Genomic DNA, 26,141 nt, shown 5'->3' with positions numbered 1-26,141 from the left:
GCCACCAGCACCACGCGCACCACCCGCCACCCGTCACCCGCCACCCGCTTCACCGCCCCCGGCGCACAGACCGCGCCGCCCACGCCCGGATCTTCCACGCCCGGTTCTCCCAGACCCGCAGTCCTCCTGGAGTCGCCATGTCCGTACGTCGCCGTCACTCTGTGAGAGCGCTCTCAGCCGCCATCGCCGTGGTCGCGCTCGCCGCCGGCTGCTCGTCCGCCAACTCGGGTGCCAACAAGGGGGGTGGCGCCGGTGCCTCCGGCGTGCTGACCCTCGGAAAGCCCGACGGGCCGCAGACGAACAACAGCAACCCGTTCCTCGCGACCTCGGCGAGCGCCACCCTCGGCTACCGGTTCATGATCTACGAGCCGCTGGCGATGACGAACCAGATCCGCCCCACCGACAAGGCGGACCCCTGGCTGGCGACGGACTGGGCCTGGGAGTCCAACTTCACCAAGGTCACCTTCACCCTCGACAAGCGGGCCAAATGGGCCGACGGCAAGCCGCTCACCGCCGCGGACGTCGCCTTCACCTTCGAACTGCTCAAGAAGCACCCGGCGCTCAACGGCAACGGCATCCCGTACGACGGTGTCGCCGTCGAGGGGGACAAGGTCGTCCTGACCTTCAAGGAATCCCAGTTCGTCAACCAGAACAAGATCATCACGACGTTCGTCGTGCCCAAGCACATCTGGGAGAAGGTCGAGAACCCGGAGACCTGGCCCAACCGCACCCCGGTCGGCTCCGGCCCGTACGAGCTGAAGACCTTCACCCCGCAGACCACCACCCTGACCGCCACGCCCGCCTACTGGAAGGGCGAGACGAAGGTCAAGGAGCTGCGCTACTCCGCGTACAACGACAACAGCGCGGCGACGACGGCCCTGGCGAACGGCAAGCTGGAGTGGTCGTTCGTCTTCATGCCGAACTACAAGCAGCTGTACGTCGCCAAGGACCTGAAGAACCACAAGCTGTGGTTCCCCTCGGGGCTCGGCATCCACGGCCTGTGGTTCAACACCGCCCGCAAGCCGTTCGACAACCCGGCCCTGCGCAAGGCGATGGCCATGGTCGTCGACCGCAAGGCGATCCACGTGCAGGCCCAGGCGACCCTCTACCCGGAGATCAGCAACCCGACCGGCATCCCGCTGCCCGCCGGAGAGCCGTTCCTCGCCCCGGAGTACAGGAGCGCCACCACGGCGCCCGACGTGGACGGCGCCAAGGCGCTGCTCAAGGACGCCGGGTTCCAGCTCAGCGGCGGTGTCCTGAAGGACCCGGACGGCAAGCCCGTCGAGCTGACCTTCACCGACCCGGCCGGCTGGAACGACTACATCACCGGGCTCTCCATCATCAAGGACAACATCAAGCAGCTCGGCATCGAGGCCAAGGTCAAGACGCAGACCGCCGAGGCGTGGGGCAACGACGTCGCCACCGGAAACTTCGACGCCACCCTGCACTGGACCAACAGCGGTGCCACGCCGTACGACATGTACCAGAACATCATGGACGGGGCGATCCTCCAGCCCGTCGGCAAGAGCTCCCAGCTCGGCAACTTCGGCCGCTTCAAGAGCCCCGAGGCCACCGCGGCGCTCAAGGAGTACGCCAACGCCACCGACGACCCCACACGCACCAAGGCCATGAACACGCTCCAGAAGATCATGGTCGAGCAGGCGCCGGTCATCCCGACGGCCGCCGCCCCCATCGGCGCCGAGTACTCCACGAAGAACTGGGTGGGCTGGCCGACCGAGAAGGACCCGTACGCAGCCCCGCAGCACACCCAGCCCGACGCGCTGGAAGTCGTGCTGAACCTCGAACCCGCCAAGTAAGCACGGGGAAGAACCGGCCGATGACCACCGAACAGTCCGCAGACGTGCGCACCGCGAACGACGTGGTGCTCGAAGCACGCGGAGTCACCAAGCACTTCCCCGTACGGCGCACCGCCGGCGACCTCCTCGCCCGCAGACGCCGCACCGTCCACGCCGTCGACGACGTCTCGCTGAAGCTCCGGCGAGGGACCGTCACGGCCCTGGTGGGGGAGTCGGGCTCCGGGAAGTCCACCGTCGCACGGCTGCTCGCCCAGCTGTACCCCCTCACCTCCGGGGAGATACACCTGGGCGGCACGGCGGTGAAGGCCGGGCGCGGCCGGTCCTTCCGCACGTACGTCAAGCAGGTCCAGCTGATCTTCCAGGACCCCTTCGCCTCGCTCAACCCCGTGCACACCGTGCGCTACCACCTGACTCGGGCACTCAGGATCCACGGCCGGGCGGGGAGCGGGGACGCGGACCTGGAGAAGAACCTGGCCGCTCTGCTCGAACGCGTCCAGCTGACTCCTCCCCGTCAGTTCCTGGACAAGTTCCCGCACGAGCTGTCCGGAGGGCAGCGCCAGCGCGTCGCGATAGCGCGCGCGCTCGGCGCCGACCCCCAGGTGCTGCTGGCCGACGAACCGGTGTCGATGCTCGACGTGTCGATCCGGCTCGGCGTCCTCAACCTGCTCCGCGACCTCAAGGAGCGCCTGCACCTCGCGATCCTCTACATCACCCACGACATCGCGTCCGCCCGCTACTTCGCGGACACGACCCTGGTGATGTACGCGGGCCGGATCGTCGAGGGCGGTGACAGCGAAACCGTCACCCAGCACCCCGCGCACCCCTACACCCAGCTGCTGATCGCCTCCGCGCCGGACCCCGACCGGGTGGCGGACGAGGAGGCCCAGGAGGAGACCGGAAGCGGCGAGCCGCCCTCACTGATCGCCCCGCCGGACGGCTGCCGCTTCCATCCCCGCTGCCCGAAGGCCATGGAGCGCTGCCGCACCGAGCTGCCGCCGCGCTTCGACCTGGCCGGCGGCCAGTGGGCCGCCTGCTGGCTGTACGACGGCACCACCGCCGAGGGCGCCGAGGGAGCAGCGAAGTGAAGTACATCCTCCAGCGGCTCGCCTTCTACGCGGTCACCGCGTGGGCCGCCATCACCATCAACTTCCTGATCCCGCGCCTGATGCCCGGTGATCCGGTCGAGGCCCTGATGAGCCGCTACCAGGGGCAGCTCGACACGACCGCCATCGCCTCGCTGAAGGCACTGTTCGGGCTCGACGAGGACCAGTCGCTCTGGTCCCAGTACACCGACTACTGGTCCCACCTGCTCGACGGCGACCTGGGTCTGTCCTTCACCTTCTTCCCGACCCCGGTCGGGGAGGTGATCTCCGCGTCACTGCCGTGGACGCTCGCGCTGGTCGGCATCACCACCCTGATCAGCTTCCTGCTCGGCACCGGCATCGGCGTCTACAGCGGCTGGCGGCGCGGCTCCTGGCTGGACGGGCTGCTGCCCGTGACCACCTTCATCTCCGCCATCCCGTACTTCTGGCTCGGCCTCATCGCCATCGCGCTGTTCGCGGTGAAGTGGCAGATCTTCCCGGCCGCCGGAGGGTACGACAACTCCCTGGTCCCCGCCTTCGACTGGCCGTTCATCTCCAGCGCGCTCTACCACGGGGTGCTCCCCGGGGTGACGATCGTGCTGAGCGCCATCGCCGGCTGGATCCTCGGCATGCGCAACATGATGGTGACCGTCTCCTCCGAGGACTACGTCATGGTGGCGCAGGCCAAGGGACTGTCCGAGCGGCGCGTGATGTTCTCGTACGCCGCGCGCAACGCCGTGCTGCCCAACATCTCGGGCTTCGCCCTCTCGCTGGGCTTCATCGTCGGCGGCACCCTGCTGGTCGAGATGGTCTTCTCCTACCCGGGCATCGGCTTCCAGCTGTTCCAGGCCGTCGGGGCCAAGGACTACCCGCTGATGCAGGGCGTCTTCCTGATCATCACGCTGTCCGTCCTCGCCGCGAACCTGCTGGCCGACATGGCGTACGCCCTCCTCGACCCGCGCACCCGCAAGGAGGCATGACACCCATGTCCGTCACCACCACCACCGACGTAGTCGTCACGGACGCCGCCCCCGCCGCGTCCCGCGCCAGGCTCCGCTTCCTGCGCGGCGGGAAGACCCGCACCGGGCTGCTGATCCTCGCGTTCTTCGTCGTCCTCGCCGTGGCGGGTCCCTGGCTCGCCCCGTACGACCCGGACGCGATGAGCGACCAGCTGCTGCAACCGCCGTCCGCCGAGCACTGGTTCGGTACGACGCAGACCGGGCAGGACGTCCTCTCGCAGATCCTGGTCGGCACCCGCGGAGTACTGCTCGTGGGATTCCTCGCGGGCATCCTGGCGACCGTGCTGTCCGTGCTCATCGGGGTCAGCGCGGGCTTCCTCGGCGGAGCCGCCGACGAACTCCTCTCGATGCTCTCCAACATCTTCCTCGTCATCCCGGGCCTGCCGCTGATCATCATCATCGCGAGCTTCGTCGAGGACACCGGGGACCTGCTGATCGCCTCCGTCATCGCCCTCACCTCCTGGGCCTGGGGCGCGCGCGTCCTGCGCGCCCAGACCCTGTCGCTCCGGCGCCGCGACTACGTGGAGGCGGCACGTGCCACCGGAGAGTCCACCTGGCGGATCATCCTCTTCGAGGTCATGCCGAACCTCACCGCCGTCATCGCGTCCGGCTTCGTCGGCACCGTCATCTTCGCGGTCCTCTCCGAGATCACCCTCGCCTTCATCGGCGTCGCCGACATCTCCCACTGGAACTGGGGCACCGTGCTCTTCTGGGCCCAGTCCAACCAGGCCCTGGCCCAGGGCGCCTGGTGGTGGTTCGTCCCCGCCGGGCTGTGCATCGCCCTGCTGGGCACCGCACTCTCGCTCATCAACTTCGGCATCGACGAGTTCGTCAACCCGCGCCTGCGCACCGCGACGGGCGCCTCCCGGAAGGTCCGGATGCGGGTCGGCTTCACCCCGGTGGCCCGTACCGCCCCGCCCGTCGCACCCGAGCCGACCGGAACGCCCAGCAAGGAGCCCAGCGCATGACCGCCGAGCCGATCCTCACCATCAGCGGCCTGAACGTCGACTACGGCACCGGCGCGAGCGGCGTCCGCGCGCTGCGGGACATCGACCTCACCCTGCACCGCGGTGAAGTCCTCGGCCTGGCGGGCGAGTCGGGCTCGGGCAAGTCCACACTCGCGTACGCCGTCACCCGGCTGCTCTCGCCGCCCGGGGTGATCACCGGGGGCGACGTCCACTACCACCGGCCGGGCGGCGGGTCCGTCGACATCCTCTCCCTCTCCCCGGACGAGCTGCGCGCCTTCCGCTGGCAGGAACTGTCGATCGTGTTCCAGGGCGCGATGAACTCGCTGAACCCGGTGCACACCGTCCACAGCCAGCTCACCGACGTCCTCACCGCCCACCGCCCCGGCATGCGGGCCGCCGGACGCACCGCGCGGGCCGGGGAACTGCTGAACCTCGTCGGCATCTCCGCCGACCGGCTCGCCGCCTATCCGCACCAGCTCTCCGGCGGCATGCGCCAGCGCGTGATGATCGCGATGGCACTCGCCCTGGAACCCGAGATCGTCATCATGGACGAGCCGACCACCGCCCTCGACGTCGTGATGCAGCGGCAGATCCTGCGCAAGCTGGTGGAGCTGCGGGAGCGCCTCTCCTTCTCCGTCGTGTTCATCACCCACGACATCTCGCTGCTGATCGAGTTCTCCGACCGGATCGCGATCATGTACGGCGGCCGGATCGTGGAGCAGGCGGGCGCCGCCGAGATCTACCGCGACCCCCGCCACCCCTACAGCGAAGGCCTCCTGCACTCCTTCCCCGCCCTGCACGGCCCCCGGCGCGAGCTCACGGGCATCCCGGGGTCGCCCCCGCACCTGTCCGCGATGCCCACCGGCTGCGCCTTCCACCCGCGCTGCGGCAAGGCCTTCGCGCCGTGCCCGGAGCGGGTCCCGGTCCTCGCCCCGCCGGAGAGCGGCCAGGACCGCGAGGTCGCCTGCTGGCTGCACGACTGACCGCCGGCACCGCCGCACACCACCCCACAGCAGACCCGGAGTTACGGAGAACCACATGAACCTCGTCCCGCCCCGCAGCAGCCTGCGGCCCGCCGCCGTCCAGGGCCTCCCCGCCGGTTTCCGCTGGGGCGTCGCCACGTCCTCGTACCAGATCGAGGGCGCCGCCGCGGAGGACGGCCGCACCCCGTCGATCTGGGACACCTTCTGCCGGGTGCCGGGCGCCGTGCACAACGCCGAACACGGCGACGTGGCCTGCGACCACTACCACCGGATGCCCGAGGACGTCGAGCTGATCGCGGGCCTCGGTGTCGACACCTACCGCTTCTCGCTGGCCTGGCCGCGCATCCAGCCGGGCGGCCGGGGCCCCGCCAACGCCAAGGGCCTCGACTTCTACAAGCGGCTGGTCGACGAGCTCCACGGCAAGGGCGTCACCCCCTGGATCACCCTCTACCACTGGGACCTGCCGCAGGAGCTGGAGGACGCGGGCGGCTGGCCGGCCCGCGACACCGCTCTGCGGTTCGCCGAGTACGCCATGCTCGCCTACGAGGCACTGGGCGACCGGGTCGAGCACTGGACGACCCTGAACGAGCCGTGGTGCTCGGCGATGCTCGGCTACGCCTACGGGGCCCACGCCCCCGGCCGCACCGACCTGGGCGACGCCATGGGCGCCGTCCACCACCTGCTCCTGGGCCACGGGCTCGCCGCCCGGCAGATGCGCGAGGCGGCGGGAGGACGCCCCCTCGAACTCGGCATCACCCTCAACCTCGGCACCGCCACCCCGGAGACCGGCAGCGAGGCCGACCGGGAGGCCTGCCGCCGCGCCGACGGCATGGGCACCCGCCTCTACCTCGACCCGCTCGTCCACGGCCGCTACCCGCAGGACGTCCTCGACGACCTCGCGGCCCGGAACATCGGACTGCCCGTCCAGGAAGGCGACCTGGAAGCCATCGCCACCCCCCTCGACGTCCTCGGCGTCAACTTCTACCGCGGCGCCATGTTCTCCGGGGTCACCGAGGACGGTGCGCCGGCCGGCGCCGACGGCCTCCCCGTCGTCCGGGAGGTGCAGCGCGACCTGCCCCGCACCGCCATGGACTGGGAGATCACCCCGGCCGAGCTCACCGGTCTGCTGCTGCGGCTCCAGCGGGACTACGCGCTGCCGACCGTCATCACGGAGAACGGGGCCGCCTTCGACGACACGGTCGCCGCCGACGGCACCGTCCCCGACGCCGACCGCACCGCCTATCTCGCCGACCACATCGCCGCCGTGTCCGAGGCCCGCCGTCAGGGCGCCGACGTCCGGGGCTACTTCGCCTGGTCCCTGATGGACAACTTCGAGTGGGCCTACGGCTACGACAAGCGGTTCGGCATCGTCCGCGTCGACTACGGCACGCAGGTGCGGACGCTCAAGGACAGCGCCAAGTGGTACCGCGACACGATCCGCCTCACCCGCGAAGCCCGCACCGACTGACACGGAAGGAAGAAAGCCGCACATGTCCCGCACACCGCACCCCCGCACACGCCACCGGGCGAGACCGGTGACCGCCGCGCTCGCCGCCGCCACCGTCCTGGCCTCCCTGCTCGCCGGAGCCGTCCCCAGCGCGGCGGCCGGCGCCGATGACCCCGCACCCGTCCTCGTCGACCGCTTCGAGGGCGAGGTCCCGCTCGGCAGCCCGCCCGCCGACGCCCTGTTCACCTGGGGCGGCGACACGGACGACCACCCCGCCCTGGAGTTCGAGGGGCGCGCCGACGCCCCCGAGGGCTCCAAGGTCCTGTCGGGCACCTACGACATCAGCGCCTGGGGCGGACTCAGCCACGAGTTCGCCGTCGACCAGCCACCGGAGGACTGGACCGCCCACAAGGGCATCCGCTTCTGGTGGTACGGCCAGAACACCGCGCCCCTGCCGCCCGGTTCGGGCAAGCGGATCAACTTCGAGATCAAGGACGGCGGAGCCAACGGCGGCGCCTCCGAGCTGTGGACCACCTCGTTCACCGACGACTGGGAGGGCTGGCACCAGGTCGAGATCCCCTTCGCGGACTTCGTCTACCGGGCCGACTACCAGCCCGTCGGCGGCATCGACCAGATCCTCGGCCTGAACGAGATGTGGGGCTACGCCCTCACCCTGCCGACCGGCACCCCCGGCTCCTTCGCCATGGACGCCGTCGAGCTGTACGGGAAGGCCGACCCGGCCCTGAAGTCGAGCGTCGTCGTCGACTCCGCCGTGCACCCGGTCGAGGAGGGCGGCACGGCGGACATCAGGATCTCCGTCGCCACGACCGGCTCCCTCCCCGTCGAGGAACCCGTCACCGTCACCTGGACGACCAAGGGCGGCAGTGCCGGCGCGGGGAAGGACTACACCCCGGTCACCGGCACGCACACCTTCCCCGCGGGCACCGCCTCCGGCACCACCCGCACCGTCTCCGTGGCCACGAAGAAGGACAAGGGGGCCGAGTCGGCGGAGACGGTCCCGCTGGAGCTCACCGTCACCGGGGCCAAGGCCCCCAAGGAGAACCCCCAGGTCGTCATCGACGCCCACGGGCTGCCGTACCAGAACGCGAAGCTCCCGGTGAAGAAGCGCGTCGCCGACCTGCTGGCGCGGATGTCCCCCGCCGAGAAGGCCGGCCAGATGACCCAGGCGGAGCGCAACGCGCTGAAGTCGCAGGGCGACATCGCCACGTACGACCTCGGTTCGCTGCTCTCCGGCGGAGGTTCCGTACCCACCCCGAACACGCCCGAGGCCTGGGCGAGGATGACCGACGCCTACCAGCTGCGCGCGCAGGCCACCCGCTTCCAGATCCCGCTGATCTACGGCGTGGACGCGGTGCACGGCCACAACAACGTGATCGGCGCGACGATCATGCCGCACAACATCGGCATCGGCGCGGGCCGCGACCCGAAGCTCGCCGGCAGGACGGGCGCCGTCACCGCGAAGGAGGTCCGGGCCACCGGGATCCCGTGGGACTTCGCCCCCTGCGTGTGCGTCACCCGCGACGAGCGCTGGGGCCGTTCCTACGAGGCGTACGGCGAGGACCCGGCGCTGGTCGAGGCCATGGGGACGGTCATCACCGGCATGCAGGGCAGCCCCTCCGGCAGCGACCTCGACCGCAACGACAAGGTGCTGGCCAGCGCCAAGCACTTCGTCGGCGACGGCGGCACGGAGTTCGGCTCGTCCACCACCGGCTCGTACACCATCGACCAGGGCGTCACGAAGGTCACGCGCCAGGAACTCGAAGCGGTGCACCTCGCGCCCTTCGCCGAGTCCGTGGAGCGGGGCGTCGGCACGGTCATGCCGTCGTACTCCTCGCTGGACGTCCTCGGCGACGACGCGGGCCCGGTGAAGATGCACGCCCACGCCGAGATGATCAACGGGGTGCTCAAGGACCGGATGGGCTTCGAGGGCTTCGTCATCAGCGACTGGCAGGCCATCGACCAGATCCCCGGTGACTACGCGAGCGACGTCCGCACCTCGGTCAACGCCGGCCTCGACATGATCATGGTCCCGACCGCCTACCAGGACTTCACGAGGACGCTCCAGGAAGAGGTCACCGCAGGCCGGATCAGCCAGGCCCGCATCGACGACGCCGTCTCCCGGATCCTGACCCAGAAGTTCCGCCTCGGCCTCTTCGAGAAGCCGTACGCCGACACCTCCCACCTGGACGAGGTCGGCTCCGCCGGCCACCGCGCGGTCGCCCGCGAGGCAGCCGCCAAGTCCCAGGTGCTGCTGAAGAACGACGGTGCGGTGCTGCCGCTCAAGGCGTCGCAGAAGGTCTACGTGGCCGGCTCCAACGCCGACGACCTCGGCAACCAGGCCGGCGGCTGGACCATCAGCTGGCAGGGCGCCTCAGGAGCCACCGCTCCGGGCACCACGATCCTGGAGGGCATCGAGAAGAACACCTCCTCGGCCACCTTCTCCAAGGACGCCTCCGCCCCCACCGACGGCTACGACGTGGGAGTCGTGGTCGTCGGCGAGAAGCCGTACGCCGAGGGCATCGGGGACGTCGGCAACGGCCACGACCTGGAGCTCACCGACGCCGACAAGGCGGCCGTCGACACGGTCTGCGCCGCCATGAAGTGCGCCGTCCTCGTGGTCTCGGGCCGCCCGCAACTCATCGGGGACCGCCTCGGCGACATCGACGCGCTGGTCGCCTCCTGGCTGCCGGGCACCGAGGGCGACGGCGTCGCCGACGTCCTCTACGGCAAGCGGGCCTTCACCGGGCAGCTCCCGGTGACCTGGCCGAAGTCCGAGTCGCAGCTGCCGGTCAACGTCGGCGACACGGCGTACGACCCGCAGTTCCCGTACGGCTGGGGGCTGACCACCCTGCACAAGGCCCCTTCGGGCGGCGAATCCGCCCTCGCCGGCCTCGCCGTCGCCGCGCAGCTCGCCGAGCGGGCCGGCCTCGGGAGGACCGCGGCGGGCAAGGCGATCGTGGACCGGGCCAGGCTCCTGGTCCAGCAGAGGACCGGCGGGAAGCTCACCCAGGCGGTGTCCAAGCCGTTCGCCGAGGCGGACCACCTGCTGCTCACCGGCGACCTGACCGGAGCGGTGGCGAAGCTGCGCACGGCCTACCGCGCCGTGTAAGAGCACGGACGTGACCCGGGCGGGCGACGCATTTTTCGCCCGTCCGGGTTACTTTCGGAGTATGCGGAAAAGGCTGTTCGCTCCCTTGTGGGCCTGCCTGCTGCTGATGCTCTCGGCGGCCGTGCTGGCACTGGTCCCCGCTGCCCGAGCCGCCGCCCCCTCCACCATCGACGACGCGGCCCGTGCTCTGCGCCAGGGCCCCGTGTACGTCGACCCGGCGGCGTCCGGACAGCTCTCGGCGTCCCAGGAGGCCGCCCTGGAGAAAAAGATCAAGGACGCCGACAAGCCGGTCTTCGTGGCCGTGCTGCCCGCGACGTCCGACTATCCGCCCGAGAACCTCCTGCAGAACCTGCGCACCGACACCGGAGTCACCGGCGTCTACGCGGTCCGCCTCGGCGACGGCTTCGACGCGGGCGCGGACCCGCAGGTGATGCCGGTCCGGGCCGTCGAGAACCTCACCACCGCCGTGAAGGCGCCCGGCACGGGCACCGACGCCGCGACGCAGCTCAACGCCTTCGTCGACCGCGCCGTCGACCAGGCCAGGGGCAGCGCCCCGGCCTCCTGGTCCGGGGGCGGCGCGGGTGACGGAGCCGGGGAGGGCGCCCCGGTGGCCGGCCTGATCGTCCTCGGAGGCGTGGTCCTCCTGGGCGGAGGCACCGCGTTCGCGGTCGCCCGCCGCAGCAGGAAGCGCAGGGAGGAGGAGGAGCGGGCCGCCCTGGAGAAACTCCGGACCGTCGTGGACGAGGACATCACCGCGTACGGCGAAACCCTGGACCGGCTGGACTTCCACCCCGCCGAGAAGGGCGCGGACGACGCGATGCGCAGCGACTACGAGCGCGCGCTCGACTCCTACGAGGACGCCAAGTCCCGCATGGGCAACGCCCAGCACCCCTCCGACGTACGCGGAGTCACCAAGGCCCTGGAGGACGGCCGCTTCTCCCTGGCCGTCCTGGAGGCCCGGCGCGAGGGCCGCGCGCTCCCGGCCCGCCGCCCGCCCTGCTTCTTCGACCCGCGTCACGGGCCCTCGGTCGCGGACGTCCTGTGGACGCCGTCCGGCGGAGCGGCCCGTGAGGTCCCGGTCTGCGGCGCCGACGAGGTCCGGCTGCGCGCCGGCGAGGACCCCATGAGCCGCACGGTCGACGTCGGTGACGGCCGGCGGCGCCCCTACTGGGAGGCGGGCCCGGCCTACGGACCCTGGGCCGGCGGCTACTTCGGCGGCGGCCTGCTCCCGGGCCTGCTGGCCGGCACCATGCTCGGCTCGATGCTCGCCACCCCGGCGTACGGGGCGGAGTACGGCGGCGGCGACTTCGGCGGAGGCGGTGAGTGGGGCGGCGGCGACGTCTCCGGCTCCGACTTCGACTCCTCCGGCTTCGGCGGCGGCGGTTTCGGGGACGGCGGGGGCTTCGGGGACGGCGGCGGTTTCGGCGGGGGCGGAGGCTTCGACGGCGGCGGCGGGTTCTAGCTCCTGTGCCGGCCCCCGCCCGTCCCGCTGCGGTCCGGGACGGGCGGTCAGGCCTCCTCGGAGGCCCCCTCCCACGTCCGGGGCGCCCACACGCCCGAGCGCTTGAGAGAGGCCGAACAGTGCAGGTAGATCTCGTCGATCTCCACGACCAGGGCCAGGTCGGGGCGCCGGCCCTTCACCGCCATCCCGTCGAAGAAGGGCGCGTCCGTGAGGATGCGGGCCCGGCCGTTGATCCGCAGGACGGTCATCACACCGGGTATCAGATAGAGCAGGCCGACGTGCGGGTTGGACAGGATGTTGTGGAAGCTGTCACCGCGCCGGTTGCCCGGCAGGTCGGGCAGCGCGAGGGTGCGCGAGTCCAGGACGCGGGTGAAGCCGGGGGCGCCGCCGCGCGGGGAGGTGTCGCAGTTGCCGTCGGCGTCGGAGGTCGACACCGCGCAGAACGGCGCACGGGCCAGGAGGTCCAGGTCGCCCTCGGTCAGCTCGTCGTGCACCTTGTCGATGACGATCGGCCACGGCTCACCCAGGATCTCGCGCAGCTGCTCCGCCGACCGGAGGGGCACCGCCCCGGCCAGGGGGTCACCGGCCACCGAGGGGGCGTACGCGGTGGCTGCCACGGGTGCGGCGTTCGACAAGGGATTCTCCGACCTCATGGGGGCACAGCAGCGGAGCGCCGGCCCGGACGCATTATTAGGCTTACCTTACTTAGGCGTGTGGATGTGCCTCGCTGCGGGGGCGGCAAGCGGCACCGGCCCGGCGCCGCCGGCCGTCCGCGCCGGACGAGGTTGTTTCGCTCTTCCCGGAGAAGATGGAGTAGGCGGGGTGACTCACCCCGCGCCCCGCACCACCTGGTGGCGAGGGCCGTGAACACGGGAGGCTGGGGCCGATGGACCGCGACCGGGTGGAGAAGCAGCTGCTGGACGGCCTGACCGTCGACACCAGCAGGCCGGAGCAGCCGATCCTGCTGGACGAGGCGGGCAGGCCGATCAAGACCTGGCGGGAGAACTACCCGTACGACCGCAAGATCCGCCGCGCGGAGTACGAGCGGGTCAAGCGCATACTCCAGATCGAGATGCTGAAGCTCCAGCGGTGGACCAAGGAGACCGGGGCGCGGATCGTCGTGGTCTGCGAGGGGCGGGACGCGGCCGGCAAGGGCGGCACCATCCAGCGCTTCACCGAGCGCCTCAACCCGCGTGGCGCGCGCATAGTGGCCCTGGACAAGCCCACGGACCGCGAGCGGGGCCAGTGGTACTTCCAGCGCTATGTGTCCCACCTGCCCGCCCCCGGCGAGCTCGTCTTCTTCGACCGCTCCTGGTACAACCGGGCCGGGGTCGAACGCGTCATGGGCTTCTGCACCCAGCCCGAGTACGAACTCTTCCTGAAGCAGTGCCCGGAGTTCGAGCAGATGCTCGTCGACGACGGGATCATCGTGGTGAAGTTCTGGTTCTCCGTCTCCCGCGCCGAGCAGCGCACCCGCTTCGCGATCCGCCAGGTCGACCCCGTGCGCCAGTGGAAGCTCTCACCCACGGACGTCGACTCCCTCGACCGCTGGGACGACTACACCACGGCGAAGATCGACATGTTCCGCGCCACCGACACCGAGCACGCGCCGTGGACCGTCGTGAAGAGCAACGACAAGCGAAGGGCCCGCCTCGAAGCGATGCGCAGCCTTCTCGCACGCATCGACTACGCCTCCAGGGACGCCGAGGTCGTCGGCAAGCCGGACCCCCTCATCGTGGGCGCCGCCGCCACCCTGCTGGAGCCGGGCGAGGAGGACACCGCCCTCTCGCCCACCCGCCTCGCACCCAACACCGAGGGGCCGGGGAAGCACCCGTGATCCCGTCCGTGGCACCGGGGCGGACAGCGGCCCGGTGCCACGGACGGACGGTCAGCAGCCGAGAGGAGCGGAGCCCACGCTCACATCGTCGAACCACAGGGTGTCGTCACCCGTCCCGTAGCTCTCCCATCCCAGCCGCAGAGCGGTGGGCCGGGGCGGGGCGGTGCGGACGAGCCACTGCTGGTCGATGTCCTGGGTGGGGACACCGTCGGCGTGCAGGCCCGGGATCTGCTCGTCGCCGAGCCAGGTGTCGAGACCGGGGGCCGTCGTGTCGATCGCGAACCGCAGGCACTGCCAGCTGCCCGTCGGCAGCGGCCTGCTCAGCGCCACGCCGGCCGGGCTCTGCGCGGGCAGGGTGGCGTCGTCGGTCTCCCGGTTCCACTGCAGGGCGCCGTTCTGCCCCCCGACGCGCAGGCTGCGCCCGCCCTGGGAGGAGTCGGGCAGGGAGACGAAGGTGACGTGGGCGGACGGGAGCGCGGTGGTGTGCCGCACCCACATGCGTACGTACATCACCGGACCGACCGAGGACAGGTCCGCGGTGGAGGCGACGAAGGCGTGGTTGCAGTAACCGGCCCGGCCGTCGACCCGCAGGGACCTGCTGCCGCTGTGCGCGACAGCCGTGTCGACGGCAGCCGTACCGGTTCCCTGGCAGTCGGGTGCGGTGAACTGCCAGGCGCCGGACGGGGCCGGGCCGGTCTGGTCCTCGAAGTCCGAGCAGATCACCGCGCCGCCGCAGTCCGCGCCGGTCGGAGGAGTCGTGGGAGGCGGTGTCGTGGGGGGAGTGGTCGGCGGCGGGGTGCCGTCACCGCCGCACGGCGTGCCGTTGAGGGCGAAGTCACCGGGCGCGGGATCGGCCGAGCGCCAGGTTCCCTGGAGGCCGAAGTCGGCGCTGCCGCCCGTGGCGAGTGCGCCGTTCCAGTCCGTGTGCGCGGCGACGACGGAACGGCCGGTCTGGGTGACCGCCGCGTTCCACGCCGATGTCACCTGCTGGTCGCCGGTGTACGTCCAGGTCAGGCGCCAGCCGTCGAGCGCCGGGCCGAGATTCGTGACCTTGATCTGGGCGGTGTAACCGCCGGTCCACTTGTTCACCGTGTAATCGACCCGGCAGCCGGACTCCGCACCGCTGGCGGACATCGCGGTGAAGCCGGACGCCAGCAGCACGAAGGCCGTCAGGACCGCCGTCCACGGCAGGCGCAGTAATCGGGGGAGAGGGACGCGCACGTGATCCTCCGAGGCAGGGGGCGAGGGAGTGCGGAAGAGGTGGAACGACGGGAGGGAGCGGCCCCCGTCGTCGGGGCGGGGCTCCGGCCCGGCCGGAGCCCCGCAGAAGGTCAGCTCGTGGGGAAGCTGTCGGGAGTGCTGATCCGGTTCTTGAGCAGTGCCCCGGACTCGGTCAGCACACCGCTGCTGCTGTAGTCGCTGCCGCTGCACGTGCCGGGCCTGAACGCCGCGCTGCCCTCATCGGCCTCGGAGTACGTCCAGTTCGCGTAGCCGATCTTCCGCTGGTCGAGCAGGTCCAGCCAGGCCGTGGTGCTCGCCCGGTCCACCGCTCCACCGCCGGTGGCGCTCACCGTGCCGAACTCGGTCACGAACAGCGGAAGCTGCGAGGCCGCCCGGCTCAGCGCGGCGCGGTAGTTGTCCTTGTGGCTCGCGGCGTAGAAGTGGAAGGCGTACATGAGGTTGGCCGCATTGACGGGGTTGTTGACGACCTCGCTCTCGTTGGAGCCGTCCGAGACTCCCAGCGAGGACCAGCCGCGCGTGCCGACGATGATGACGGCGTCCGGGTCGGCGGCCCGGATCACCGGGATGACCTGCTCGGCGTAGCTCTTGATGGCCGACCAGCTCACGCCGTTGGGCTCGTTGGCGATCTCGTAGATCACGTTCTTCTTGCCGGCGTTGCGGGCGGCGACGGACGCGAAGAACGTCTTCGCACGCGCGAGGTTGTAGTTCGGGTCGCCCGGCGTCAGGGTGTGGAAGTCGATCATTGCGTACATGCCACGGGCCTCGGCCATGTCGACCAGGCTGTTCACACGGCTGGTGAAGCCCGCCGGGTTGGTCTCGTAACCGCCTTCCTGCACGTACATGGCGATGCGGAACAGGTCCGACTTCCAGTCGTTCGCCAACGCGTCCAGGGATGCGGAGTTGTAGCACTGGTCGAACCACTGGATGCCGTGCGTGCTCATGCCCCGCAGCTGGATGGGGCGGTTGTACTGGTTGCACAGGTTCACGCCGCAGACGTGGAGCTGGCCGTTGATGTCCACCGGGGTGCCGTCGCCCGGGACGGGCGGGGGCTCTTCCTCGACGGAGCCCGTACAGGCGACGCCGTTGAGTGTGAACGCCGTGGGCTTCGGGTTGGCGCCCGTGAAGGTGCCCGTGAACCCCAGGTCCGCGGACGCGCCGGTGGCCAGCGTGCGGTTCCAGTCGAGGCCGACGACGCTGACCGCCGAGCCGGACTGCGACCAGGTGGCGTTCCAGCCCTGGGTGACCTTCTGTCCCGCGTCAGGCATGGTGAACCCGAGCTTCCAACCGGTGACGGGGGCGCCCAGGTTGGTGACCTTCACTCCGGCCTGGAAACCGCCCGACCACTGACTGGTGACGGTGTAGTCGACCTTGCAGCCGGCGGCGGCGGCCGTCGCCTGAGGGCTTGTCGCTGCCGTGAGGCCCAGGACTGTTGCGCAGGTCGCCAGTAAGGCGAGCAGGCGTTTCATGGCGTTTCTCCTCGTGTGAAGCGGAGACTGTGGGGGTGGGAGCGCTCCCAAGGTCCATCGGGGCGAGACCGTACACCGGTGTGTCGATGCGCGGATAGACGTCTGACGGGCTTTGGTGAAGAGGAGGAGGGAAGCGCGGCTGCGGACCCGGCGCACCGGCAGCCGGCCCACGGGCGTCAGCACCGGAGGGCGTTCCACCCCTTCGGCGGCGCTTCCGCGCCCTGCGCCGGGTGCGGCCGGACACTCACGGTTCCTGCTCGCCCGACTGGCGTTCCTTTTTCGCGTTGCGGGTCCGCCAGATCCCGATCAAGGCGCACCCGAGAGTGATCACGACCAGTGTCACCACTCCGTGTGGCCGGAAACTGCCGTCGCCCTGTGCGGCCAGGTGGAGGTTCTCCACACCTGGGCCCTTCCTCCCTGTCGCGCGCCCCTGTCAGGGTGCCGCCCGTTCGATGATCCGGGAGTGAGTGCGCGGAACGGCCGTGCGTGACCTTCAGACGCCGGAGGCGACGAACGCGGCCCAGGCGGCCGGGGGCACGGTGAGGACAGGGCTATCGGTGATCTTGGAGTCGCGGATGTGTACGGCGGCGGGGTGGGCGGCGACCTCGACGCAGTCGCCGCCTTCGCTGCCGCTGTAGCTGGACTTGCGCCAGTCGTAGGCGACTTCCAGGCAGTCGCCGCCCTGGTCGCTGCTGTAGCTGGACTTGAACCAGGTGAGGGTTGTGCCGCGTGTGTTCATCACTGGTTGGTGGCACTGACGAACGCGGCCCAGGCGGCCGGGGGCACGGTGAGGACGGGGCCGCCGATGACCTTGGAGTCGCGGATGTGGACGGCGGCGGGGTGGGCGGCGACCTCGACGCAGTTGCCGCCCTGGTCGCCGCTGTAGCTGGACTTGCGCCAGTCGTAGGCGACTTCCAGGCAGTCGCCACCTTGGCTACTGCTGTAGCTGGACTTGAACCAGGTGAGGGCTGTGCCACGTGCTGCACGAGTCATGACTCTCCAAGCAAGTCGTCCAGTAGGCGCGCGCTGTTCTCGACGGAAAGCGCCTGCGAACGCAGCATCCCATACATCTGTTGCAAGACGCTGACGTCGTCTGGATCTTCGTGGAGGAAGCTGACGCGCTGCCCTTCGATATACGCGAGATGATCGTGATCAGGCGTTTCCAGGAGCACCATTGGTCCTGCGAGGCCTGCGTGTTTCGGGAGCGTCATGGGCATGATTTGTAGTCCCAGAAAGGGAAGATCCATGCACCTTCGCAGGTGTTGGATCTGCTCCCGCAGTATGGAGGAGCTTCCGATCTGGCTACGTAGGATGCTCTCCTCCAGCACGAAATGCAGCATCGGACGGGGCTTGCGTTCCAGCAGCGCTTGCCGATCCAGTCGCCCGGACACCCACTCCTCCACTTCTTCCGCTTCGATCGGCGGATAGAGGCAAGAGAAGACGAAGCGCGCGTACGCCTCGGTCTGAAGCAGCCCAGGTACCACCTGGTTCTGATACGACAGCAGCGTCACCGCCTCCTGCTCGTACTCCACGAAGTCCTGCACGAACGCCGGGAACCGCTCCTTCTGCGGCACCTTCGCCACCGCGACCCCCAACACCCCCTTGGTCTCCAGCAGTTCGTCCAGTTGCGTCGCGAAGTCCGCCTGGAGTGCCCGGCGGCCCTGTTCGATCGAGGCGATCGTGTCCTCGCCCACGCAGAACTTGTCGGCCAGTGACGCCTGCGTCAGCCCGGCCGCGCGGCGGAACGCGGCCAGTTGCGCGCCGATCACATGCCAGGACGTGACCCGCTTGTTCTTCTGCTTCTTCTTCGCCGAGTGCATGAGGTGCCCTTCCCCGTACGCGAACCCCGCCGGACCCGTCAGCTCTCGTACAAACACGGTGTACGACCTGACGCGGTGAACAACAGTAGTCACGTTCTGTGACAGTCGTCCCGTGAATGAATCAACGCAGCTCGACACGTTCCGCGAGGCGTTCTACCGCCGCGAGCGCAGGTCCGTCCCTCTCGCGCGCCAGTTCGTCCGTGCGGCGCTGCTCGACTGGGCGTGCGAGGTGGACCTCGGCGACGTACTGCTCTGCGTGAGCGAACTGGCCACCAACGCACTGGTCCACGGCGTCCCGCCCGGGAGGGGTTTCCGTGTCCGGCTCACCTGGGGGAGCGTGCTCCGGGTCGAGGTGCACGACAGCGGGGCCGGCGAGGTCCAGGAGTCCGTGCGCCCCGGGCCCCTCGCCGAATACGGGCGCGGGCTCGCGCTCGTCGGGGCGCTCGCCGATGTGTGGGGGGTGAGGGAGCAGGACCCGGGGAAGACCGTGTGGTGCGAGTTTGCCGTTTCGGCAAGCAAGCTTGTCGAAACGGCGCCGTGCGCGCACCATCTCCCGTAACAGGAGGTGTTCCGCATGAGCGACATGAACCAGCGGTACGACGTAGTGGTGATCGGCGGTGGGGCCGCCGGGCTGAGCGGGGCGCTCGCCCTGTCCCGGGCCCGGCGCTCCGTGCTCGTGATCGACGCGGGCAGCCCGCGCAACGCGCCCGCGTCCCACGCGCACAACTATCTGGGCCGGGAGGGCATCCCGCCCCTGGAGCTGCTGGCCGTCGGCCGGGCCGAGGCGGCGGACTACGGCGCCGAGATCGTCCAGGGCAATGTCGTCTCGGCCGAGAAGCTGCCCGACGGCTTCCGGGTCGTGCAGGAGGACGGGAACACCGTGCACGCCCGCCGGCTGCTCGTGACCACCGGGATCACCGACGAGCTGCCGGACGTGAAGGGCCTCGCCGAGCGCTGGGGCGACGACGTGCTGCACTGCCCGTACTGCCACGGCTGGGAGGTGCGGGACCAGGCCGTCGGCATCCTGGCGGGCAGCCCGATGGCTCCGCACCAGGCACTGCTCTGGCGGCAGTGGACCGACGACGTGGTGCTGTTCCGGAACGACCAGCCCGACTACAGCGACGAGGAGTACGAACAGCTCGCCGCCCGGGGCATCTCCGTGGTCGAGGGCGAGGTGGCCGCGCTGGAGGTGGCCGGCGGCAAGGTCACCGGTGTGCGGCTGGCCGAGGGCACGGTGATCCCGCGCCGGGCGCTCGTGGTCCAGCCCCGCTTCACCGCGCGCTCGGCGGTCCTGGAGAGCCTCGGCCTCCGGCCCACCGACATGGAGGTGGGCGGCCACGTCGTCGGTACGTACATCGCGGCCGACCCCTCCGGGGCGACCGAGGTGCCGGGCGTGTGGGTGGCCGGTAACGTCGCCAACCTCATGGAGCAGGTCGTCGGAGCGGCGGCAGCCGGGCTCAGGGCGGCCTCGATGATCAACATGGACCTCGTCACCGACGACACCCGCCGCGCGGTCGACGCCCGCCGCGCACCCTTCTCGGCCGAGGCCGAGCGCCAGGTCACCGAGCGTGTGCTCGGCGACCGCCGTCACGGACTTCAGGAGACCTCACGATGACCACCGACAGCACCCGTACCGACGCCGAGATGTGGGACGACCGCTACCGCGAGAGCGACCGGATCTGGAGCGGCAACCCCAACGTCGTCCTCGTCCGTGAAGTGGAGGGCCTGAAGCCGGGCCGTGCCCTCGACCTGGGGTGCGGCGAGGGCGCGGACGCGGTCTGGCTCGCCCGGTGGGGCTGGCAGGTGACCGCCACCGACATCTCGCGCGTCGCCCTGGAGCGGGCGGCGGTCCACGCGGCCGAAGCCGGTGTCACCGACCGGATCGACTGGCAGTGGCACGACCTGGGGACCTCGTTCCCCGAGGGGGAGTACGACCTGGTCTCCGCCCAGTTCCTGCACTCGATGGGTGACCTGCCGCGTGAGGAGATCCTGCGCAGGGCCGCCGCCGCCGTCGCACCCGGCGGCGTGCTCCTGATCGTCGGCCACGCCGGTTTCCCCGCGTGGGAGGAGAACCCGCACCCCGAAATGGTGTTCCCGACGACGGACGAGGTCCTCGCGTCCCTCGAACTCCCGGAGGGGGCGTGGGAGGTGCTGCTCAGCGAGGAGCACGAGCGGATCCAGAACGACCCCGAGGGCAACCCCACCACCCGCACGGACAACGCCCTGAAGCTCCGCCGCCGGGCCGCGGCCGCCCGGTGACGCCGAGCGCCCGCCGTCCTCCCCGGAAGGGGAGAAGCGGCGGGCGCTCTCGGTCCGTGGACGTCAGGCCTGCGGGGCGGCCTTGATCGCGGAGATGTCGAAGGTCAGCCTGACCTTGTCGCTGACCATCACACCGCCGGTCTCCAGGGCGGCGTTCCAGGTCAGACCCCAGTCGGAGCGGAGGATGTCGGCGGTGCCCTCGAAGCCGACGCGCTCGTTGCCGTAGACGTCGGTGGCGGAGCCGTGGAACTCCAGGTCGATGGAGAGCGGGCGGGTGACGTCCTTGATCGTGAGGTCGCCGGTGATGCGGTAGGTGTCACCGCCGAGCTGCTCGGCCCGCGTGGAGCGGAACGTCATCAGGGGGAACTTCTCGGCGTCGAAGAAGTCGCCGCTGACCAGGTGCCCGTCACGGTCGGCGATGCCGGTGTCCACACTGGCGATCCTGACGTCGATGGAGGCGGAGGAGTTGGCCGGGTCGGAACCGTCCAGCTCCAGCGTGCCCTCGTGGTCGCCGAACGAGCCGCGCACATTGGTGACCATGGCGTGGCGCACCGTGAAGCCGATGCTGCTGTGCGCCGGATCGATCGTGTAGGTGCCGGTCAGAGCCGCCAGCGCCGGGTCCACGGCGAGGGCGGCGGTGGTGGACGGGGCGGTGTTCTTGCGGGTGAACAGAGCCATGGCTCCTCCTCGGGACGTGGTCCGGCGGGTGCGGGGGCGGACCGTCGAACATTTGGTTTAACCTTCAACGAGATTGACTGTAGACCCCCTTTGTTCAAAATTCAACATCAAGGGTCCAGGCCGGTCCGGAAATCGCGGAAGCCGCCGCACCGCCCACCGCCGCCCCCTGGCGGACGCGCGTAGAGCTGGGGCACTATCTCCTCGCCCCTATTTGTCATGAGCAGGAGGACTTCCCCCATGCTGACCCGCCCCAGGCTCCGCTCGGCTCTCACCGCTCTCGCCCTCGTCCTCGGCGCGCTCTTCGCGCCCGGCGTCGGCATCCTCGGCAGCGGTGCCACCGAGGCCCACGCCGTCACCAAGCTGACCCACTCCCAGGCGACCTCCCGCTTCAGCTCCTCCGGGATCACCTGGTCGTCCTCGGGCGGCTGTTCCAACCGGAACGTCCCCACCTGCACGTCCTTCGACCAGCTCAACCTGTCCAGCGCCCAGGGCGCCCAGACGCTGAAGAGCGCCACGGGCTGCGCGCTCAACATCACCGGAGGCACCGAGACCGGGCACGCCGGCGGCACGTACTCGCACTGGAACGGCTACAAGCTGGACTTCGGCAAGAGCACCTGCCTGACGAACTACGTGAAGGGCACGTTCACCTACATCGGCGTGCGGGGCGACGGCGCCCCCCAGTACCGGTCGGGTTCCGGCAACATCTACGCGGACGAGGGCAACCACTGGGACGTGACGTACTACAACTGCGGCGGCTGCTGACCTCCCCCGCACGGCTCCCCGTACGCAGGCCCCGCGCACAGAGGTGCCCCCGTCCACCGGAACTCGAGCTCCCGGACGGGGGCACCCCTCGCGACACCGTCCGGCGTCAGGAGCCCACGCTCACCGTGAAGCGGCGGGGATTGCCGTCGTGGGCGGCTCCCGACACGTCCGGCTCACCGTCCGGGCGTACGTCGTCGTAGGGGAACGCGTAGCCGATCGGGGAGTTCGCGTGGACGACGCGCGACCAGTGGTTGGTCACCGCGCCCTTGTAGTAGTCCGCCACGGTGGTGCCGTTGGGCTGCTGCGGGTGGCTGAGCATGATCGAGCGGTTGAAGCCCGCCGCGATCCTGGCCAGCAGCGCCTTCTTGTCGTCGGAGTCCCCGGGGTTGTTCGTGAAGGGGCCGTGATTGCAGGTGAAGATGTCCTTCGACGTCGGCTTGACGAACGTGTGACCGCCCTGGAAGGTCAGCGTGTCCCCGCTGACGCGCCCCGCCAGCGTGCCCCGGCCGCCCTGCAGGTCGATCCGCAGGTCGGTGGAGCGGTACTTCTCCCACACCTCGTCGATCTGCGCGGTGAACAGGTCCCGGAACGGCATCTGGTCCGGCCGGTCGAAGAACGGCGCCATCAGGTTCTGCGGCGAGACGACCCGCAGGACCCGCCCGTCCGGGCCCCGGGTGACCAGCTCGTCCCAGGGCTGCCCGTCGGAGGCCGCCTGGGCCGTGAGGTCGTCGGCGATGCGCTGGACCGCGCCGTCCGGGAGCGGGGCCACCGTGTGCGTGCCGTCCCCCTCCAGGGTCAGCCCGATCGGCAGCGCCGTCACCAGGTCGACGTAGCTGATGTTCGCGTACAGCTGCTGCGGGTTGAAGGTGAACTCGCAGAAGGACCAGGTCCTGCCGTAGTTCGGGTCGGCGGGGGTCGCGAAGGCCGGCTCGACCAGGGAGGGACCCGGGTTGAGGTAGAAGTCCAGCTTGCCGTCGCGTACGAAGTAGACCCTCGCCCCGTACATCTGAGGCAGGGTGAGCACGACGGGTCCGGCGCCCGCGGCCCTCAGCGGGATGGCGCAGTCCACCGGCAGCGGGGTCTGCGGGGCGCCGGGGGATTCGGGGCGGTAGACGCTCCCGTCGGGGCGCAGGAGCGCCCAGCGGCCCGTGCCCTGTTCGTGGCCGGTCACGTACGCGTGCACCGTGCCGGGCAACGAACGGTTCTCCAGCGCCAGTTCGCACGTCGCGGGGGCCGCCGACGCACGCGGGCCCAGGGCACTGCCCCAGAGGGGGTAGGTGAGCGCGGTCGCGGAGGCGGCGGCGCCCGTCAGGAACATTCTGCGTGAAATCACGAAGGGACTCCCGAGGTGTGGGGGGTCGCAGACAGGGGTCAGGGGATGGCCCGGGGAGGCGGGCCGGTGGGGCCGTCTGCGGTGCGCACCACTCTCGCGAGGGCTTCGGTGAGCGTCAACACTTATGACTGAGAGCGCTCTCAAGAAACTGCCGTTCTTCACAACTCAACGCCTCCCGAAGGGTTTTGGCCACGTCTGGTCCCTCGGTGCATGCATGGAGTGACGAAGGCCGAAGGCGGGTGCCGTCCGTTCTCCCCGCCCTCTGCGCGGCGCGGTCCTGGGCGACGGGCCGTCATCATGGCGCGCGGCCGCGGATGCAGGAATCCGGGCCCGGCCCCTACCCTCGCGATGTGCCCGGTCGTCCGCCCCGGTGGATTCGCGGCGTGGCGCGCGATCCGTTGTGTGGCGAGGGCCACAGCTCTTGTTTTGTCGCACCCCTACAACGCGATGCCCCTCTGGGCTGGCAGATGGGTGGAGCGGCGCCCGGCTTCTGTCAGGTGCCACCAGGAAACGGGGCGGGAGACTGTCCGGTGTGGACGGCTGGTTTCCGCGGCCGGGTTCGTAGGGTCGACGTATGACCGTTGTGGACGAAATCGCGGGCGAGCCGAGCGATACGCATGGCCGGGTGGCCGAACTGCTGGCGCTGCGCGAGCAGGCCCGGCGCGGACCGAGTGACCGGGCGACCGAGGCGCAGCACGCCAAGGGGAAGCTGACGGCGCGGGAGCGCATCGAGCTGCTGCTGGACGAGGGGTCGTTCAAGGAGGTCGAGCAGCTGCGCCGGCACCGGGCGACCGGCTTCGGCCTGGAGGCGAAGAAGCCGTACACCGACGGTGTCATCACCGGCTGGGGCACGGTCGAGGGCCGGACGGTCTTCGTCTACGCGCACGACTTCCGGATCTTCGGCGGGGCGCTGGGCGAGGCCCACGCCACGAAGATCCACAAGATCATGGACATGGCCATCTCGGCCGGTGCACCGCTGGTCTCGCTCAACGACGGTGCGGGCGCCCGCATCCAGGAGGGCGTCAGCGCGCTCGCGGGTTACGGCGGCAGCTTCCAGCGCAACACCCGCGCCTCCGGTGTCATCCCGCAGATCAGCGTGATGCTCGGCCCGTGTGCGGGCGGCGCGGCCTACAGCCCGGCGCTCACCGACTTCGTCTTCATGGTCCGTGAGACCTCGCAGATGTTCATCACCGGACCGGACGTCGTCAAGGCGGTCACCGGCGAGGAGATCACCCAGAACGGCCTCGGCGGCGCCGACGTGCACGCCGAGACCTCGGGCGTCGCGCACTTCGCGTACGACGACGAGGAGACCTGCATCGCCGAGGTCCGCTACCTCATCGGGATGCTCCCCTCCAACAACCGGGAGAACCCGCCCGTCGTCCCGAGCGACGACCCGGCGGACCGGCGCGGCGACGCCCTCCTGGACCTGGTCCCGGCCGACGGCAACCGTCCGTACGACATGCACAAGGTCATCGAGGAGCTCGTCGACGACGGCGACTTCCTGGAGGTCCACGAGCGCTGGGCGCGCAACATCGTCTGCGCCCTGGCCCGGCTCGACGGGCAGGTCGTCGGCATCGTGGCCAACCAGCCGCAGGCGCTGGCCGGTGTCCTGGACATCGAGGCGTCCGAGAAGGCCGCGCGGTTCGTCCAGATGTGCGATGCCTTCAACATCCCCCTCATCACTCTGCTGGACGTACCCGGCTTCCTGCCCGGCGTCGACCAGGAGCACGGTGGGATCATCCGGCACGGCGCGAAGCTGCTGTACGCGTACTGCAACGCGACCGTGCCGAGGATCTCGCTGATCCTGCGCAAGGCCTACGGAGGTGCGTACATCGTCATGGACAGCCAGTCCATCGGTGCCGACCTCACCTACGCGTGGCCGACCAACGAGATCGCCGTCATGGGCGCCGAGGGCGCCGCCAACGTCATCTTCCGCCGGCAGATCGCCGACGCCGAGGACCCCGAAGCCATGCGGGCCCGCATGGTCAAGGAGTACAAGGCGGAGCTGATGCACCCCTACTACGCGGCCGAGCGCGGCCTGGTCGACGACGTCATCGACCCCGCCGAGACGCGCGAGGTGCTGATCGCCTCGCTCGCGATGCTCCGCAACAAGCACGCGGACCTGCCGTCCCGCAAGCACGGCAACCCCCCGCAGTAGTCGCGGCCGCAGAGGCCGCCCCGGCCCCTGCCCGCGTTCCGCGACCACCTGCACAGAAGACGGAGACGCCATGACTGCCACCCCCGCCGATTCGGTCCTTCGCGTCGTGAAGGGCCAGGCCGGCCCCGAGGAGCTCGCCGCCATCACCGCGGTCCTGCTCGCCCGCGCGGCCGCCCGGCCCGACGCGCCCGCCCACCGGGGCCGCAGCACCGCCGGATGGCGCCGCCTGGAGCGCACCCCCGGCTTCCGCGCCCCGCACAGCTGGCAGGGCTGAAGCACAGCGGCCTCAGCGGCCGTCACAGGGCCCGGTGGGCCCCGTGACGGCCGCTGAGGCGTTCCCGGGCCCCATTCGGGCCTGCACGGGCCCTGTACGGGCGTGCACGGGCCTCATCGGGCTCCGTACGGGCGAAGGCTCCGTACTCCTTCGCGGAGTACGGAGCCTTCGCCGTGCGGCTGCGGGATCAGCGCAGGCGGGCCATCAGGGCGTGCTCGACCAGGGTGATCAGAGCGCTCTTGGCGTCCGCGCGGTGCCGGGCGTCCGTGGTGAGGATCGGCGTGTCCGGGCCGATCTGGAGGGCTTCGCGTACTTCGTCGGGTGTGTAGGGCTGGTGTCCGTCGAAGCCGTTGAGGGCGATGACGAAGGGGAGGCCGCTGTTCTCGAAGTAGTCGACGGCGGGG

General features: G+C 70.5%; 24 protein-coding genes and 1 pseudogene. 15 read left to right on the top strand and 10 right to left on the bottom strand.

What is annotated here, in order from left to right:
- Nucleotides 1-137 precede the first annotated feature (137 nt).
- The 8 genes from VN520_RS01785 (at nucleotide 138) to VN520_RS01750 (ending at nucleotide 11,908) form a co-directional block, all read left to right on the top strand.
- Complete coding sequence (locus tag VN520_RS01785; protein WP_325745037.1) at nucleotides 138-1,817, top strand: ABC transporter substrate-binding protein; 1,680 nt, start codon at nucleotides 138-140, stop codon at nucleotides 1,815-1,817.
- Nucleotides 1,818-1,837: 20 nt separating this feature from the next.
- Entirely contained in the window at nucleotides 1,838-2,902 is a 1,065-nt protein-coding gene (locus VN520_RS01780; protein ID WP_325745036.1) for an ABC transporter ATP-binding protein, read from the top strand.
- On the top strand, nucleotides 2,899-3,879 hold the full coding sequence (locus VN520_RS01775; protein WP_325745035.1) for an ABC transporter permease: 981 nt from the start codon (nucleotides 2,899-2,901) through the stop codon (nucleotides 3,877-3,879). The genes VN520_RS01780 and VN520_RS01775 overlap by 4 nt, the downstream gene beginning before the upstream one ends.
- A gap of 5 nt (nucleotides 3,880-3,884) precedes the next feature.
- On the top strand, nucleotides 3,885-4,886 hold the full coding sequence (locus VN520_RS01770; RefSeq protein ID WP_325745034.1) for an ABC transporter permease: 1,002 nt from the start codon (nucleotides 3,885-3,887) through the stop codon (nucleotides 4,884-4,886).
- Nucleotides 4,883-5,869, top strand: a complete 987-nt coding sequence (locus VN520_RS01765) for an ABC transporter ATP-binding protein (RefSeq protein WP_325745033.1) — start codon at nucleotides 4,883-4,885, stop codon at nucleotides 5,867-5,869. Before VN520_RS01770 ends, VN520_RS01765 begins: the two co-directional genes overlap by 4 nt.
- A gap of 55 nt (nucleotides 5,870-5,924) precedes the next feature.
- Complete coding sequence (locus tag VN520_RS01760) at nucleotides 5,925-7,337, top strand: GH1 family beta-glucosidase (protein ID WP_325745032.1); 1,413 nt, start codon at nucleotides 5,925-5,927, stop codon at nucleotides 7,335-7,337.
- A 22-nt stretch (nucleotides 7,338-7,359) separates the two neighbouring features.
- On the top strand, nucleotides 7,360-10,446 hold the full coding sequence (locus VN520_RS01755) for a glycoside hydrolase family 3 N-terminal domain-containing protein (protein WP_325745031.1): 3,087 nt from the start codon (nucleotides 7,360-7,362) through the stop codon (nucleotides 10,444-10,446).
- A gap of 61 nt (nucleotides 10,447-10,507) precedes the next feature.
- Nucleotides 10,508-11,908 carry a hypothetical protein gene (locus tag VN520_RS01750; protein ID WP_325745030.1) on the top strand — a complete coding sequence of 467 codons (1,401 nt, stop codon included), beginning with the start codon at nucleotides 10,508-10,510 and terminating at the stop codon, nucleotides 11,906-11,908.
- A 47-nt stretch (nucleotides 11,909-11,955) separates the two neighbouring features.
- On the opposite strand, the gene VN520_RS01745 is transcribed toward VN520_RS01750, so the two are convergent.
- Nucleotides 11,956-12,543, bottom strand: coding sequence for an MSMEG_1061 family FMN-dependent PPOX-type flavoprotein (locus tag VN520_RS01745; protein WP_325745029.1), 588 nt, complete (start codon nucleotides 12,541-12,543; stop codon nucleotides 11,956-11,958).
- A gap of 251 nt (nucleotides 12,544-12,794) precedes the next feature.
- Between VN520_RS01745 and ppk2 the strand changes: the two genes are divergently transcribed.
- Entirely contained in the window at nucleotides 12,795-13,745 is a 951-nt protein-coding gene (gene ppk2 / locus VN520_RS01740; protein ID WP_325745028.1) for a polyphosphate kinase 2, read from the top strand.
- A 51-nt stretch (nucleotides 13,746-13,796) separates the two neighbouring features.
- Here ppk2 and VN520_RS01735 read toward each other — a convergent pair whose 3' ends face one another.
- The 6 genes from VN520_RS01735 to VN520_RS01710 all read right to left on the bottom strand — a co-directional run bounded on the left by VN520_RS01735 (nucleotide 13,797) and on the right by VN520_RS01710 (nucleotide 18,273).
- Complete coding sequence (locus VN520_RS01735) at nucleotides 13,797-14,879, bottom strand: cellulose-binding domain-containing protein (RefSeq protein ID WP_414719750.1); 1,083 nt, start codon at nucleotides 14,877-14,879, stop codon at nucleotides 13,797-13,799.
- A 197-nt stretch (nucleotides 14,880-15,076) separates the two neighbouring features.
- Nucleotides 15,077-16,453 carry a cellulase family glycosylhydrolase gene (locus VN520_RS01730; protein ID WP_325745026.1) on the bottom strand — a complete coding sequence of 459 codons (1,377 nt, stop codon included), beginning with the start codon at nucleotides 16,451-16,453 and terminating at the stop codon, nucleotides 15,077-15,079.
- 244 nt (nucleotides 16,454-16,697) lie between these two features.
- Entirely contained in the window at nucleotides 16,698-16,853 is a 156-nt protein-coding gene (locus VN520_RS01725; RefSeq protein ID WP_325745025.1) for a hypothetical protein, read from the bottom strand.
- A 93-nt stretch (nucleotides 16,854-16,946) separates the two neighbouring features.
- Complete coding sequence (locus VN520_RS01720; RefSeq protein WP_325745024.1) at nucleotides 16,947-17,192, bottom strand: DUF397 domain-containing protein; 246 nt, start codon at nucleotides 17,190-17,192, stop codon at nucleotides 16,947-16,949.
- Entirely contained in the window at nucleotides 17,192-17,446 is a 255-nt protein-coding gene (locus VN520_RS01715; RefSeq protein ID WP_325745023.1) for a DUF397 domain-containing protein, read from the bottom strand. The genes VN520_RS01720 and VN520_RS01715 overlap by 1 nt, the downstream gene beginning before the upstream one ends.
- Nucleotides 17,443-18,273 carry a helix-turn-helix transcriptional regulator gene (locus tag VN520_RS01710; protein WP_325745022.1) on the bottom strand — a complete coding sequence of 277 codons (831 nt, stop codon included), beginning with the start codon at nucleotides 18,271-18,273 and terminating at the stop codon, nucleotides 17,443-17,445. The genes VN520_RS01715 and VN520_RS01710 overlap by 4 nt, the downstream gene beginning before the upstream one ends.
- Before the next feature lie 112 nt (nucleotides 18,274-18,385).
- Here VN520_RS01710 and VN520_RS01705 point away from each other — a divergent pair, with 112 nt between their 5' ends.
- Genes VN520_RS01705 through VN520_RS01695 form a run of 3 tightly spaced genes read left to right on the top strand, consistent with a single transcriptional unit; the run spans nucleotide 18,386 to nucleotide 20,532 of the window.
- Nucleotides 18,386-18,832: an ATP-binding protein gene (locus tag VN520_RS01705; RefSeq protein WP_325745021.1), complete on the top strand. Its 447-nt coding sequence runs from the start codon at nucleotides 18,386-18,388 to the stop codon at nucleotides 18,830-18,832.
- A 15-nt stretch (nucleotides 18,833-18,847) separates the two neighbouring features.
- Nucleotides 18,848-19,888, top strand: coding sequence for an NAD(P)/FAD-dependent oxidoreductase (locus VN520_RS01700; protein WP_325745020.1), 1,041 nt, complete (start codon nucleotides 18,848-18,850; stop codon nucleotides 19,886-19,888).
- Nucleotides 19,885-20,532: a class I SAM-dependent methyltransferase gene (locus VN520_RS01695; RefSeq protein WP_325745019.1), complete on the top strand. Its 648-nt coding sequence runs from the start codon at nucleotides 19,885-19,887 to the stop codon at nucleotides 20,530-20,532. Before VN520_RS01700 ends, VN520_RS01695 begins: the two co-directional genes overlap by 4 nt.
- 63 nt (nucleotides 20,533-20,595) lie before the next feature.
- Here VN520_RS01695 and VN520_RS01690 read toward each other — a convergent pair whose 3' ends face one another.
- The gene (locus tag VN520_RS01690; RefSeq protein WP_325745018.1) at nucleotides 20,596-21,210 is read right to left on the bottom strand and encodes a YceI family protein; all 615 of its coding nucleotides are present in this window, start codon (nucleotides 21,208-21,210) and stop codon (nucleotides 20,596-20,598) included.
- 237 nt (nucleotides 21,211-21,447) lie between these two features.
- On the opposite strand from VN520_RS01690, the gene VN520_RS01685 reads away from it, so the two are divergent.
- A complete protein-coding gene (locus tag VN520_RS01685) occupies nucleotides 21,448-21,972 on the top strand; it encodes a hypothetical protein (RefSeq protein WP_325745017.1) in 525 nt (174 codons plus the stop codon).
- A 106-nt stretch (nucleotides 21,973-22,078) separates the two neighbouring features.
- On the opposite strand, the gene VN520_RS01680 is transcribed toward VN520_RS01685, so the two are convergent.
- On the bottom strand, nucleotides 22,079-23,290 hold the full coding sequence (locus VN520_RS01680) for a glycoside hydrolase family 64 protein (protein ID WP_325745044.1): 1,212 nt from the start codon (nucleotides 23,288-23,290) through the stop codon (nucleotides 22,079-22,081).
- A 589-nt stretch (nucleotides 23,291-23,879) separates the two neighbouring features.
- Between VN520_RS01680 and VN520_RS01675 the strand changes: the two genes are divergently transcribed.
- Together VN520_RS01675 and VN520_RS01670 are read left to right on the top strand one after the other, a co-directional pair.
- The gene (locus tag VN520_RS01675; RefSeq protein ID WP_325745016.1) at nucleotides 23,880-25,463 is read left to right on the top strand and encodes an acyl-CoA carboxylase subunit beta; all 1,584 of its coding nucleotides are present in this window, start codon (nucleotides 23,880-23,882) and stop codon (nucleotides 25,461-25,463) included.
- 70 nt (nucleotides 25,464-25,533) lie between these two features.
- Nucleotides 25,534-25,737 carry an acyl-CoA carboxylase subunit epsilon gene (locus tag VN520_RS01670; protein WP_325745015.1) on the top strand — a complete coding sequence of 68 codons (204 nt, stop codon included), beginning with the start codon at nucleotides 25,534-25,536 and terminating at the stop codon, nucleotides 25,735-25,737.
- A gap of 187 nt (nucleotides 25,738-25,924) precedes the next feature.
- On the opposite strand, the pseudogene VN520_RS01665 reads toward VN520_RS01670, so the two are convergent.
- Nucleotides 25,925-26,141: pseudogene (locus tag VN520_RS01665) on the bottom strand (ATP-binding protein); the annotation flags it as partial.

The organism is Streptomyces sp. (genome assembly GCF_035563135.1).
GTDB lineage: Bacteria > Actinomycetota > Actinomycetes > Streptomycetales > Streptomycetaceae > Streptomyces.
Note: the sequence above shows the minus strand (reverse complement) of the source record. Positions and strands in the feature narration are given on the sequence as shown.

Coding starts and splice junctions, on each gene's coding strand:
- VN520_RS01785 (WP_325745037.1), top strand. CDS start 138: ATGTCCGTACGTCGCCGTCACTCTGTGAGAGCGCTCTCAGCCGCCATC.
- VN520_RS01780 (WP_325745036.1), top strand. CDS start 1,838: ATGACCACCGAACAGTCCGCAGACGTGCGCACCGCGAACGACGTGGTG.
- VN520_RS01770 (WP_325745034.1), top strand. CDS start 3,885: ATGTCCGTCACCACCACCACCGACGTAGTCGTCACGGACGCCGCCCCC.
- VN520_RS01765 (WP_325745033.1), top strand. CDS start 4,883: ATGACCGCCGAGCCGATCCTCACCATCAGCGGCCTGAACGTCGACTAC.
- VN520_RS01760 (WP_325745032.1), top strand. CDS start 5,925: ATGAACCTCGTCCCGCCCCGCAGCAGCCTGCGGCCCGCCGCCGTCCAG.
- VN520_RS01755 (WP_325745031.1), top strand. CDS start 7,360: ATGTCCCGCACACCGCACCCCCGCACACGCCACCGGGCGAGACCGGTG.
- VN520_RS01750 (WP_325745030.1), top strand. CDS start 10,508: ATGCGGAAAAGGCTGTTCGCTCCCTTGTGGGCCTGCCTGCTGCTGATG.
- ppk2 (WP_325745028.1), top strand. CDS start 12,795: ATGGACCGCGACCGGGTGGAGAAGCAGCTGCTGGACGGCCTGACCGTC.
- VN520_RS01735 (WP_414719750.1), bottom strand. CDS start 14,879: ATGTCCGCCAGCGGTGCGGAGTCCGGCTGCCGGGTCGATTACACGGTG.
- VN520_RS01730 (WP_325745026.1), bottom strand. CDS start 16,453: ATGAAACGCCTGCTCGCCTTACTGGCGACCTGCGCAACAGTCCTGGGC.
- VN520_RS01720 (WP_325745024.1), bottom strand. CDS start 17,192: ATGAACACACGCGGCACAACCCTCACCTGGTTCAAGTCCAGCTACAGC.
- VN520_RS01715 (WP_325745023.1), bottom strand. CDS start 17,446: ATGACTCGTGCAGCACGTGGCACAGCCCTCACCTGGTTCAAGTCCAGC.
- VN520_RS01710 (WP_325745022.1), bottom strand. CDS start 18,273: ATGCACTCGGCGAAGAAGAAGCAGAAGAACAAGCGGGTCACGTCCTGG.
- VN520_RS01700 (WP_325745020.1), top strand. CDS start 18,848: ATGAGCGACATGAACCAGCGGTACGACGTAGTGGTGATCGGCGGTGGG.
- VN520_RS01695 (WP_325745019.1), top strand. CDS start 19,885: ATGACCACCGACAGCACCCGTACCGACGCCGAGATGTGGGACGACCGC.
- VN520_RS01690 (WP_325745018.1), bottom strand. CDS start 21,210: ATGGCTCTGTTCACCCGCAAGAACACCGCCCCGTCCACCACCGCCGCC.
- VN520_RS01685 (WP_325745017.1), top strand. CDS start 21,448: ATGCTGACCCGCCCCAGGCTCCGCTCGGCTCTCACCGCTCTCGCCCTC.
- VN520_RS01680 (WP_325745044.1), bottom strand. CDS start 23,290: ATGTTCCTGACGGGCGCCGCCGCCTCCGCGACCGCGCTCACCTACCCC.
- VN520_RS01675 (WP_325745016.1), top strand. CDS start 23,880: ATGACCGTTGTGGACGAAATCGCGGGCGAGCCGAGCGATACGCATGGC.
- VN520_RS01670 (WP_325745015.1), top strand. CDS start 25,534: ATGACTGCCACCCCCGCCGATTCGGTCCTTCGCGTCGTGAAGGGCCAG.